This window comes from Hyphomonas sp., from assembly GCF_036964145.1.
Lineage (GTDB): Bacteria > Pseudomonadota > Alphaproteobacteria > Caulobacterales > Hyphomonadaceae > Hyphomonas.
Genome location: NZ_JBALUC010000004.1, coordinates 423,784 through 436,118 on the forward strand (window position 1 = coordinate 423,784; position 12,335 = coordinate 436,118).

Annotated in this window: 6 protein-coding genes; all 6 read left to right on the top strand. The window is 61.0% G+C overall.

Translation table 11 applies throughout. From position 1 onward, the window contains the following. The first annotated feature begins 31 nt into the window (after positions 1 to 31). Positions 32 to 4,165 (top strand): DNA-directed RNA polymerase subunit beta, encoded by a 4,134-nt coding sequence (gene rpoB / locus V7660_RS14175; protein ID WP_335603709.1) that lies wholly within the window; start codon positions 32 to 34, stop codon positions 4,163 to 4,165. Between the two features lie 119 nt (positions 4,166 to 4,284). Continuing rightward, positions 4,285 to 8,505, top strand: a complete 4,221-nt coding sequence (gene rpoC, locus V7660_RS14180; protein WP_335603710.1) for a DNA-directed RNA polymerase subunit beta' — start codon at positions 4,285 to 4,287, stop codon at positions 8,503 to 8,505. 109 nt (positions 8,506 to 8,614) lie between these two features. Further along, on the top strand, positions 8,615 to 8,872 hold the full coding sequence (locus V7660_RS14185) for a hypothetical protein (protein ID WP_335603711.1): 258 nt from the start codon (positions 8,615 to 8,617) through the stop codon (positions 8,870 to 8,872). Between the two features lie 256 nt (positions 8,873 to 9,128). Further along, a complete protein-coding gene (gene rpsL, locus V7660_RS14190) occupies positions 9,129 to 9,500 on the top strand; it encodes a 30S ribosomal protein S12 (protein WP_027837380.1) in 372 nt (123 codons plus the stop codon). A 12-nt stretch (positions 9,501 to 9,512) separates the two neighbouring features. Then, positions 9,513 to 9,983 (top strand): 30S ribosomal protein S7, encoded by a 471-nt coding sequence (gene rpsG, locus V7660_RS14195; RefSeq protein ID WP_034812523.1) that lies wholly within the window; start codon positions 9,513 to 9,515, stop codon positions 9,981 to 9,983. 90 nt (positions 9,984 to 10,073) lie between these two features. Further along, positions 10,074 to 12,221 (top strand): elongation factor G, encoded by a 2,148-nt coding sequence (fusA, locus tag V7660_RS14200; protein ID WP_335603712.1) that lies wholly within the window; start codon positions 10,074 to 10,076, stop codon positions 12,219 to 12,221. Positions 12,222 to 12,335 lie beyond the last annotated feature (114 nt).

The following is a 12,335-nucleotide window of genomic DNA, read 5'->3' on the forward strand; positions in this document are numbered from 1 at the left end:
TGGCTGTCGACACAAAAAATGGGATCCTGGGATGGCACTCTCCTTCACGGAAAAGAAACGTATCCGCAAATCCTTCGGGCGCATTCCCGAAGCCATCGAAATGCCAAACCTGATCGAGGTTCAGCGCGAAAGCTACGAACACTTCCTCCAGATGCACACATCCGCCGACAAGCGGACAGATGATGGCCTGGGCGGCGTGTTCAAATCCGTGTTCCCGATCTCCGACTTTTCCGAGCGCGCGACGCTGGAATATGTCTCTTACGAATTTGAAACGCCGAAATTCGACGTGGAAGAGTGCGTCCAGCGCGACCTGACCTATCAGGCGCCGCTGAAGGTTCGCCTCCAACTCGTCGTGTTCGACGTTGACGAAGATACCGGCGCTCGCTCCGTCAAGGAAGTGAAAGAGCAGGAATGCTATCTCGGCGACATCCCGCTGATGACCGACAAGGGGACGTTCGTCGTGAACGGCACCGAGCGCGTGATCGTCTCGCAGATGCACCGGTCGCCGGGTGTGTTCTTCGACCATGACAAGGGCAAGACCCACGCCTCCGGCAAGCTGCTGTTCGCGGCCCGCATCATTCCTTACCGTGGCTCGTGGCTCGACTTCGAGTTCGACGCCAAGGACGTGCTGAACATCCGGATCGACCGCAAGCGCAAGCTGCCGGCCACGACGATGCTATACGCGCTCGGCTATGACACCGAGCAGATCCTCGACCTGTTCTACACCAATTCCATCTATCGCATGGACAAGGCGGGCTGGATCACCGGCTTCCGCGCCGATGCGTGGAAGGGTGTGAAGCCTGAATTCGACCTGGTCGATGCCAAGACCGGCAAATCGGTCGCTGAAGCCGGCAAGAAGATCACCGCCCTGAAGGCGCGGCGGATCGCCGAAGCCGATACGGACGAGATCCTCGTGCCGTCCGACGCCCTCGTCGGCAAGTTCCTGGCGCGTGACGTCGTGAACAATGAAACCGGCGAGATCTTCGGGGAAGCCGGCGACATGCTGGAAGAGGAAATGATCGCCGAGATGCGCGAGTATGGCCTCGACACGATCGAAGTGCTCGACATTGACGCCTCCGGCCGTGGCCCGTGGCTGCGCAACACGCTGAAGGCTGACAAGAACGAAACCCGTTTCGAAGCCCTGTCGGACATCTACCGCGTGATGCGTCCCGGCGAGCCACCGACCCAGGACGCCGCTGACGCCCTGTTCGGCCAGCTCTTCTTCGATCCGGAGCGCTATGACCTCTCGGCCGTTGGCCGCGTGAAGATGAACATGCGCCTGAATGTCGGCGTGCCCGGCTATGAATCCGCTGCGGACGACATGCGCGTGCTGCGTCACGAAGACATCATCGGCGTCATGAAGGTCATCCTCGACCTGAAGGACGGCAAGGGCGAAGTCGATGACATCGACAATCTCGGCAACCGCCGCGTCCGGTCCGTTGGCGAGCTGATGGAAAACAATTACCGCATCGGCCTCGTGCGCATGGAGCGCGCGATCAAGGAACGTATGGGCTCGGTCGATATCGATACCGTGATGCCGCACGACCTGATCAATGCGAAGCCGGTTGTGGCCTCGGTACGTGAATTCTTCGGCTCCTCGCAGCTGTCGCAGTTCATGGACCAGACCAACCCGCTGTCCGAGATCACCCACAAGCGCCGCCTGTCTGCGCTTGGACCGGGCGGCCTGACCCGCGAACGTGCCGGCTTTGAAGTCCGCGACGTGCACCCGACCCATTATGGCCGGATCTGCCCGATCGAGACGCCGGAAGGCCCGAACATCGGCCTGATCAACTCGCTGGCCACCCATGCCCGCGTCAACAAGTACGGCTTCATCGAAAGCCCGTACCGCAAGGTCGTGAACGGCAAGCAGACCGATGAAGTGGTCTACCTGTCGGCCATGGAAGAGAGCATCTATTCCATCGCCCAGGCCAATGCGACGGTCGACGAGAAGGGGATGCTGGCCAATGAATTCGTCAACGCCCGTGTGGCTGGCGAAGCGACCATGGTGTCGCGCGACGACATCCAGTTCATGGACGTCTCGCCGAAACAGGTTGTCTCGGTGGCTGCCTCGCTGATCCCGTACCTCGAAAACGATGACGCCAACCGCGCGCTCATGGGATCGAACATGCAACGCCAGGCTGTGCCACTGGTCCAGTCGGAAGCGCCCTTCGTCGGCACCGGCATGGAAGCCGTCGTGGCCCGTGACAGCCGCGCAGCCATCACGGCCCGCCGCTCCGGTGTGGTCGAGCAGGTTGACGCCATGCGGATCGTGGTCCGTGCCACGGAAGATCTCGAAGGCTCCAAATCGGGCGTCGATATCTACCGCCTCGCGAAGTTCCGCCGCTCGAACCAGAACTCCTGTATCAACCAGCGTCCGATCGTGCGCGTGGGCGACGTCGTTTCCAAGAACGACATCATCGCTGACGGCCCGTCGACGGACCTTGGTGATCTGGCCCTCGGCCGCAACGTGCTCGTCGCGTTCATGCCGTGGAACGGCTACAACTTCGAGGACTCCATCCTGATCTCCGAGCGGATCGTGAAAGACGACGTCTTCACCTCGATCCACATCGAGGAATTCGAAGTCGCGGCCCGTGACACCAAGCTCGGCCCTGAAGAAATCACCCGCGACATCCCGAACGTCGGTGAGGAAGCGCTCCGCAACCTCGACGAAGCCGGCATCGTGGCCGTGGGCGCCGAAGTCAAAGCTGGCGACATTCTCGTCGGCAAGGTGACGCCGAAGGGCGAAAGCCCGATGACGCCGGAAGAGAAACTCCTCCGCGCCATCTTCGGTGAGAAAGCCTCTGACGTGCGGGACACTTCGCTGCGCGTGCCTCCGGGCGACGCCGGTACGGTCGTGGATGTTCGCATCTTCAACCGCCACGGCATCGACAAGGACCAGCGTGCCCTTCAGATCGAGCGTGAGCAGATCGAGAAGCTGCAGGAAGACAAAGAAGACGAACAGGCCATCCTGGAACGCAACACCTATAACCGTCTGCGCGACCTGCTGACGGGCAAGGAAGCGGCAGCCGGGCCGAAAGGCTTCACACCGGGCAAGATCAGCGCGTCCGCCCTGGACGAGCTGAGCGAAACCCAGATGTGGGACATCGCCCTGAAGTCCGAGAAGGCCCAAGCCGACCTCGACGCCCTGCGCGACCAGTTCGACGGATCGATCAGCGAGCTGGAGGCCCGTTTCAACGACAAGGTTGAGAAGGTCCAGCGCGGCGATGATTTGCCACCGGGCGTGATGAAAGTCGTCAAAGTGTTCCTGGCCGTGAAGCGCAAGCTGCAGCCGGGCGACAAGATGGCCGGCCGTCACGGCAACAAGGGGGTTATCTCCAAGATCAACCCGCAGGAAGACATGCCGTTCCTGGAAGATGGTACGCCGGTCGATATCGTTCTGAACCCGCTGGGCGTTCCATCGCGGATGAACGTCGGTCAGATCCTCGAGACCCACACAGGCTGGGCCTGCCGTGGTCTTGGCCGGATCATCCAGAACGCGCTCGACGAGTTCCATCAGGACAATGATGTCGAAGGCCTGAAGAAAGCCCTGAAGATCGCCTATGGTGAAGAGCAGGAGCTGCCGGCAGAAGATGGCGAGATCATCGAACTCGCCGGAAACCTTCGCAATGGTGTGCCGATGGCCACGCCGGTGTTCGATGGTGCCCGCGAAAGCGACATCAACGCGATGCTGGAACGGGCGGGTCTCGACTCGTCGGGTCAGGTCAAGATGTTCGACGGCCGGACCGGGGTCCAGTTCTCGCGCCCTGTCACGGTGGGCTACAAGTATCTTCTCAAACTGCACCACCTGGTGGACGAGAAGATCCACGCCCGTTCGACCGGACCTTACTCGCTCGTCACGCAGCAGCCTCTGGGCGGCAAGGCCCAGTTCGGCGGCCAGCGCTTCGGGGAGATGGAGGTCTGGGCACTCGAAGCCTATGGCGCCGCTTACACGCTGCAGGAAATGCTGACCGTGAAGTCCGATGACACGGCCGGCCGTGCGAAGGTCTACGAGGCCATCGTTCGCGGCGACGATACGTTCGAAGCCGGTATCCCGGAATCCTTCAACGTGCTCGTCAAGGAAATGCGGTCGCTCGGCCTCAACGTCGAACTGATCGAAGAAGGTTCGGGCAATGACGACGCGGATACCCCCGTCGCCGCCGAGTAGAGCTGATACCAACCGGATAGCCCCGCCAGACCGGCGGGGCGACCCGGACGAAACTGAGATTTCATAGGGCAGGGGCCCGCCAGCCCCGTAACAACCGCCCACCCAAGGAGCAGACACCCATGCGCCAGGACGTCGCCAGCATTTTCAACCCGAATACCCCGTCGCCCACTTTTGAGGCGATCCGTATCTCTATCGCCAGCCCGGAAAAGATCCGGTCCTGGTCCTCAGGCGAGATCAAGAAGCCTGAAACCATCAATTACCGGACCTTCAAACCGGAGCGGGACGGCCTGTTCTGTGCCCGTATCTTCGGCCCGACGAAGGACTATGAGTGCCTTTGCGGCAAGTACAAGCGCATCAAGTATCGCGGCATCACCTGTGAGAAGTGCGGCGTTGAAGTGACGTTGGCGCGCGTGCGCCGCGAGCGGATGGGCCACATCGATCTGGCTGCGCCGGTTGCGCACATCTGGTTCCTGAAGTCGCTGCCGTCCCGGATTTCCGCGCTGCTCGACATGGCGCTGAAGGATGTGGAGCGCGTGCTCTACTTCGAAAGCTATATCGTCATCGAGCCGGGCCTGACCGAGCTGGAGCCGCGTCAGCTGCTGACCGAAGAAGAATACATGGACAAGCAGGACGAGCTTGGCGAGGACGCGTTCACCGCCATGATCGGTGCGGAAGCCATCCGCGAATTGCTGCAGGCCCTGGAGCTGCCGGTCCTGGCCGAGACGCTTCGCGAGGAGCTGGCTGAGTCCACGTCCGAGCTGAAAACCAAGAAACTGTCCAAGCGGCTGAAAGTCGTCGATGCCTTCCTGACATCGCGCGCCAAGCCGGAATGGATGATCCTGCACGTGATTCCGGTCATCCCACCGGATCTGCGCCCGCTGGTCCCGCTGGATGGCGGCCGCTTTGCCACCTCCGACCTCAACGATTTGTATCGCCGCGTGATCAACCGGAACAACCGCCTGAAGCGCCTGATGGAACTTCGCGCGCCGGACATCATCATCCGGAACGAAAAGCGGATGCTGCAGGAATCCGTCGACGCCCTGTTCGACAATGGCCGTCGCGGCCGCACGATCACGGGCACCAACAAGCGCCCGCTGAAGTCGCTGTCCGACATGCTGAAAGGCAAGCAGGGCCGCTTCCGTCAGAACCTTCTCGGCAAGCGCGTCGACTATTCCGGCCGTTCGGTCATCGTGGTTGGCCCAAGCCTGAAGCTGCACGAGTGTGGCCTGCCGAAGAAGATGGCGCTGGAGCTGTTCAAGCCGTTCATCTATGCGCGTCTCGACGCCAAGGGCCTGGCGGGCACCGTCAAGGCTGCCAAGAAGCTGGTCGAAAAGGAAAAGCCGGAAGTCTGGGATATCCTGGACGAGGTCATCCGTGAGCACCCGGTTCTGCTGAACCGCGCGCCGACGCTGCACCGTCTCGGCATCCAGGCATTCGAGCCGAAGCTGATTGAGGGCAAGGCCATCCAGCTGCACCCGCTGGTCTGCGCCGCGTTCAACGCCGACTTCGACGGTGACCAGATGGCCGTGCACGTGCCGCTGAGCCTTGAGGCCCAGCTTGAGTGCCGCGTCCTGATGATGTCGACGAACAACATCCTGTCGCCTGCCAACGGCAAGCCGATCATCGTTCCGTCGCAGGACATCGTCCTTGGCCTGTACTACCTGTCGCTGGACCGCGATGGCGAAGTGGGCGAAGGCATGATGTTCACCGACGTCGCCGAAATCGAGCAGGCGCTCGACAATGGTCACATCAGCCTGCACTCCAAGATCAAGGCGATGTATGAAGGCGTCGATGATGAAGGCAATTCATGGCGCCGTGTGATTGACACGACGGCCGGTCGCTTCATGATCGCCAACATCCTGCCACGCTTCAAAGGCATCCAGCCTGACCTCGTCAACACGACGATGACCAAGAAGACGATCTCCAAGATCATCGACGAGGTCTATCGCCTGTGTGGCCAGAAGGCGACGGTGATCTTCTGTGACAAGATGATGGAGCTGGGCTTCCGTGAAGCCTGCAAGGCCGGCATCTCGTTCGGCAAGGATGACATGGTCATCCCGGCCGCCAAGCAGAAACTGGTCGACGCAACCAAGGAGCAGGTCTCCGAGTATGAGCGTCAGTATGCTGACGGTCTCATCACGCGTGGTGAGAAGTACAACAAGGTGGTCGACGCCTGGTCGACCTGTACCGACAAGGTTGCTGACGCCATGATGGATTCGGCCGCTGAGGCACAGGCTGCCAAGGGCGACCGGAAAGCCCAGGTCAACTCGATCTACATGATGGCTGATTCCGGTGCACGTGGTTCGAAGAACCAGATGAAACAGCTGGCCGGTATGCGCGGCCTGATGGCCAAGCCGTCGGGTGAAATCATCGAGACGCCGATCATCTCGAACTTCAAGGAAGGCCTGACCGTCCTTGAATACTTCAACTCGACGCACGGTGCCCGTAAGGGTCTGGCCGATACGGCTCTGAAAACGGCGAACTCGGGTTACCTGACCCGCCGTCTCGTTGACGTGGCCCAGGACTGCATCATCAACGAAGATGATTGCGGTACGGAAAACGGCATCGATATCGCGGCTGTCCTGGAAGGCGCCGATGTGGTCGTCTCCCTGGCAGAGCGCATCCTTGGCCGTGTCACGGCCATCGACGTGAAGAATGTCGAAGGCGAACTGGTCGTTCCGGCCAACACCTATATCGACGAGGATCTAGCCGACACGATCGAGAAAGCCGGCGTCGACATGATCAAGGCCCGTTCGGCCCTGACCTGCGAAGCCAAGAACGGCATCTGTGTCCAGTGCTATGGTCGTGACTTGGCACGCGGCACCGTGGTCAACCGCGGCGAAGCCGTCGGCGTCATCGCGGCCCAGTCCATCGGTGAGCCGGGTACCCAGCTGACCATGCGGACCTTCCACATTGGTGGGGCGGCCCAGGTGGCTGACCAGTCCTCGGTGGAATCGAGCTTCGAAGGCACGATCCGCTTCAAGGATGCCGAGATCGTTGCCCGCAAGGACAAGTCGCTGATCGTGGTCGGACGTCGTATGCAGGTGGAACTGGTGGACAGCGATGGTCGCACCCGTCAGTCCTTCCGCCCGGCCTATGGTACGCGCCTGATGGTCACGGATGGCCAGAAGATTCCGGCCGGTACGCTGATGGCCGACTGGGACCCGTTTGCCCAGCCGATCGTTTCCGAGGTCACTGGCCAGATCAAGCTGGTCGACGTGATCGACGGCGTGTCTGTCCGCGAAGAAACCGACGAAGCCACCGGCATCTCGTCGCGGGTCATCATCGACTGGCGTTCCGCCATCAAGTCGGCAGACATCAAGCCGTCGGTTCAGATCATCGGCAAGGATGGCGAACCGGTGAAGCTGCCGAATGGCTCCGATGCGGTCTACCTGCTGTCCGTGGGCGCAATCCTGTCGGTCGCAGACGGCGACACGATCTCTGCCGGTGACACGATTGCCCGTGTCACGACCGGTGGCGCGAAGACCAAGGACATCACCGGTGGTCTGCCGCGTGTGGCCGAATTGTTCGAAGCGCGTCGTCCGAAGGACCACGCCATCATCGCGGAAGTGGACGGCAAGGTCGTCTATGGTCGCGATTACAAGAACAAGCGTCGCGTCTCGATCGTTCCGCTGGAGGAAGATCGCGAGCAGATCGATTACCTGGTGCCGAAAGGCAAGCACCTTGCCGTTCAGGACGGGGACTTCATCAAGCGTGGTGAATACCTGATGGACGGTAACCCGGCCCCGCAGGACATCCTGCTGACGCTGGGCGTCGAGGCGCTCGCCAATTACCTGATCGACGAAGTGCAGAAGGTCTATCGCCTGCAGGGCGTGCCGATCAACGACAAGCACATCGAAGTGATCGTACGTCAGATGCTGCAGAAGGTCGAGATCACCGATCCGGGCTCCACAGCGCTGATCAAGGGCGAGCATGTCGACGTGATCGAGTTCGAACAGGCCAATGAAGCGGTGCGCAAATCCCGCAAGAAGGATCAGGTCGAGGCGAAAGCCAACCCGCTCCTGCTGGGCATCACCAAGGCCTCCCTGCAGACCCGCAGCTTCCTGTCGGCAGCTTCGTTCCAGGAGACCACCCGCGTCCTCACCGAGGCGGCGCTCATGGGCAAGATCGACACGCTGGAAGGTCTCAAGGAGAACATCATCGTGGGCAGCCTGATCCCGGCCGGTACGGGTGGGGGCATCCGCCAGTTCCGCCGCGTTGCCGCCGACCGCGACCAGAAGCTGCGTGCCAAGCGCGCCGCTGCGGCCGCCAAGGAGCAGGAAGCGCTGGAAACGACGGCCGCGCTGCCGGCCCCAGAGCCGGAAACGTCCGCCGAATAGGCCGGGCCTCCAGCTTGTACCTTTTGGGAAAGCCTGCCAGTCTTGGCGGGCTTTCCTGCTTTTGGGCCTGCATTCTGGCCCGCACTGGAAAGCCTGATCGGGGAGCGCCATGCGCAGTTCGCAGTTTGATCGCAAGGACATGATCGGGGCCGCCTGCGCCGTGCTGGCGATCGGCATGATTGCGGTCCTGGCGGGCGACAGCTGGGCCCGGGCAGATTGTCGAGACCTGCTCCGATTCGGCGATTTTGCCTCTGCGGAAGGCGGCGTGACTGACCCCGATCTGGCCGCGCTGGAGGCCCGCTTGCGGGCCGGGGAGGGGAGTGTGGAAGAGGCGGCCTGCGTCCAGCGGATCGGATTGCCCTTTTGAGGAGACCATCACGGGCCCGAAACAGCTGTAGCCAGACAGCACCCCGCCCTTGACGCCAGCCCCTGAGAGGCTTAAACGCCACCAATCGTCAGAGAGGTGGGAAGCTTGAAAAGGCTGACTGCCGCACCGGAACAGGCGGTTCCGGTCAATCTGGCCCCCAAGTTTTCGTCCGTCCCGGAAGCCATTCTCGGCATTCGGGGCATCATTCGTTACCGGCCCATCGGGCCACTGAGATCAAAAGAGACAGAAGGCCCGAATGCCAACGATTCAACAGCTTATTCGCAAACCGCGTCAGCCAAAGCCGACGCGTACCAAGACACCGGCCCTCAAGGCTTGCCCACAGCGTCGCGGCGTTTGTACGCGCGTCTACACGACCACGCCAAAGAAGCCGAACTCCGCGCTTCGTAAAGTGGCCAAGGTGCGCCTGACATCCGGCTTCGAATCGCTGTGCTACATTCCCGGCGAAGGCCACAACCTGCAGGAGCACTCCGTTGTGCTGATCCGCGGCGGCCGCGTGAAAGACCTTCCGGGCGTGCGCTATCACATCGTGCGTGGTGCCCTGGATACCCAACCCGTCAAAGACCGTAAGCAACGCCGTTCGCACTATGGTGCGAAGAAGCCTAAGTAAGGAAGCCGAAGCATGTCTCGTCGTCACTCTGCTGAGAAGCGCCAAGTCCTTCCTGATCCGAAGTTCAAGGACATCATTGTCTCGAAGTTCATGAACCAGATCATGCGCGACGGTAAGAAGTCCGTTGCCGAACGTATTGTCTATGGTGCGTTTGACCTGGTCGAAGGCCGCGCCAAGAAGAACCCGGTCGAAGTCTTCCATGAAGCCCTCGAAGCCGTTGCCCCGTCCGTCGAAGTGCGCTCGCGCCGCGTCGGGGGTGCCACCTACCAGGTTCCGGTTGAAGTCCGCACCGAGCGCCGTCAGGCTCTCGCCATTCGCTGGCTGGCCGCTGCTGCCGCTGGCCGCAATGAGAACACCATGCGTGAGCGCCTCGCCGGCGAACTGATGGATGCCTCTCAGGGCCGCGGCAATGCCGTGAAGAAGCGGGAAGACACACACCGCATGGCAGACGCCAACAAGGCGTTTTCACACTACCGCTGGTAATCAGCACTGGAACTGCGGAGCGATTGCGGGTAACGCGCCCGAAAATCGCTCCGAACTTCCTCCCGGAAACCAGACACGAAGGTTTATCTCATGGCCCGCGAATATACGCTGGATCGCTATCGTAACTTCGGCATCATGGCTCACATTGATGCTGGCAAAACGACCACGACCGAACGCATCCTTTACTACACCGGCAAGTCCCACAAGATCGGTGAAGTCCATGATGGCGCTGCCACGATGGACTGGATGGAGCAGGAGCAGGAGCGTGGCATCACGATCACGTCCGCTGCGACCACGACGTTCTGGTTCCGCACCGAAGATGGCGAAAACCCATCGGGCATTTACGGCGACACGCCGGACGAAGCGAAATTCCGCTTCAACATCATTGATACGCCCGGACACGTTGACTTCACGATCGAAGTCGAGCGCTCCCTGGCCGTGCTCGATGGCGCTGTGTGCGTTCTCGATGCGAACGCCGGTGTCGAGCCGCAGACCGAAACCGTCTGGCGTCAGGCTGACCGCTACAAGGTTCCGCGGATCGTGTTCGTCAACAAGATGGACAAGATCGGCGCAGACTTCTTCAACTGCGTTCACATGATCAAGGACCGCACGGGTGCGATCCCGGCTCCGATCCAGCTGCCAATCGGCGCTGAGACCGAGCTGGAAGGTCATGTCGACCTGGTCACCATGAAGGAATGGGTCTGGGAAGGTGAAGACCTCGGCGCAAGCTGGGTCGTGCGCGAGATTCGCGACAGCCTGAAAGAGAAGGCCGAAGAGATGCGCTCCGAGCTCATCGAAATTGCCGTCGAAATGGACGACGCGGCCATGGAAGCCTATCTCGAAGGCAACGAGCCTGACGAAGCTACCCTGCGGTCGCTGATCCGCAAGGGCACGCTGTCCATGTCCTTCGTGCCGGTCATGGCGGGTTCCGCGTTCAAGAACAAGGGCGTGCAGCCAATGCTGAACGCTGTCATCGACTACCTGCCGGGCCCGCTCGACGTGCCGCCTTACATGGGCTTTGCGCCAGGTGATGAAGAAGAAGTCCGCAACATCGAGCGCCGCGCAGATGATGCGCAGCCTTTCTCGGGCCTCGCCTTCAAGATCATGAACGACCCTTACATGGGCACGCTGACCTTCACGCGTATCTATTCCGGTACGTTGTCGAAGGGCGACAGCTTCATGAACTCGACCAAGGGCAAGAAAGAGCGTGTCGGCCGGATGGTCATGATGCACTCCAACAAGCAGGACGAGATCACGGAAGCCTATGCAGGCGACATCGTTGCACTCGCCGGCCTGAAGGAAACCACGACCGGGGATACGGTCTGTGACCCGAACAAGCCTGTCGTGCTCGAAACGATGACGTTCCCCGATCCGGTGATCGAGATCGCTGTTGAGCCGAAGACCAAGGCTGACCAGGAAAAAATGTCGGTTGGCCTGCAGCGCCTTGCTGCAGAAGATCCGTCGTTCCGCGTCGAGACCGATTTCGAATCCGGCCAGACGATCATGAAAGGCATGGGCGAGCTTCACCTCGACATCCTGATCGACCGCCTGAAGCGCGAATTCAAGGTCGAAGCCAATATCGGTCAGCCACAGGTGGCTTACCGTGAGAAGATCGGCCGCGCTGCCCAGATCGACTACACGCACAAGAAGCAGTCCGGTGGTACCGGTCAGTTCGCTCGCGTGAAGCTGGACTTCGAGCCGCTGGAATCGGGTTCGGGCTTCGTGTTCGAAAGCAAGATTGTTGGCGGGTCTGTTCCGAAGGAATACATTCCGGGCGTCGAAAAAGGCCTGGAAAGTGCCAAGGAAAACGGCCTGCTGGCTGGCTATCCGGTGACGGATTTCAAGGCCACGCTGACGGACGGCGCCTTCCACGATGTCGACTCCTCGGTCCTCGCCTTCGAGATCGCAGCCCGCGCTGCGTTCCGCGAACTGAAGGGCCAGGGCGATCCACGCCTGATGGAACCGGTCATGGCAGTGGAAGTTGTCACGCCGGAAGACTATATGGGCGACGTGATCGGCGATCTGAACTCTCGCCGTGGCCAGATCCAGGGTTCCGAACCGCGCGGCAACGCCGTCGTGGTCAAGGCCTTCGTTCCGCTGGTCAACATGTTCGGCTATGTGTCCGACCTTCGCGGCATGTCGCAGGGCCGCGCCCAGTTCACGATGCTCTTCGATCACTATGATGAAGTGCCGCGTGCTGAAGCGCAGAAGATCATCTCGGACGTCGCTGGTTCGTAAGCAATTGAGGCCGGTTTCCGGTCCTGTATTTAGAATAAAGGAGAGGCCCGATGGGCAAGGCAAAGTTTGAACGTAACAAGCCGCACGTTAACATCGGCACGATTGGCCACGTTG

Bases quoted from the DNA above. Each gene is read 5' to 3' on its own strand.
- rpsG (WP_034812523.1), top strand. From the start codon at position 9,513: ATGTCTCGTCGTCACTCTGCTGAGAAGCGCCAAGTCCTTCCTGATCCG.
- rpoB (WP_335603709.1), top strand. From the start codon at position 32: ATGGCACTCTCCTTCACGGAAAAGAAACGTATCCGCAAATCCTTCGGG.
- rpsL (WP_027837380.1), top strand. From the start codon at position 9,129: ATGCCAACGATTCAACAGCTTATTCGCAAACCGCGTCAGCCAAAGCCG.
- fusA (WP_335603712.1), top strand. From the start codon at position 10,074: ATGGCCCGCGAATATACGCTGGATCGCTATCGTAACTTCGGCATCATG.
- V7660_RS14185 (WP_335603711.1), top strand. From the start codon at position 8,615: ATGCGCAGTTCGCAGTTTGATCGCAAGGACATGATCGGGGCCGCCTGC.
- rpoC (WP_335603710.1), top strand. From the start codon at position 4,285: ATGCGCCAGGACGTCGCCAGCATTTTCAACCCGAATACCCCGTCGCCC.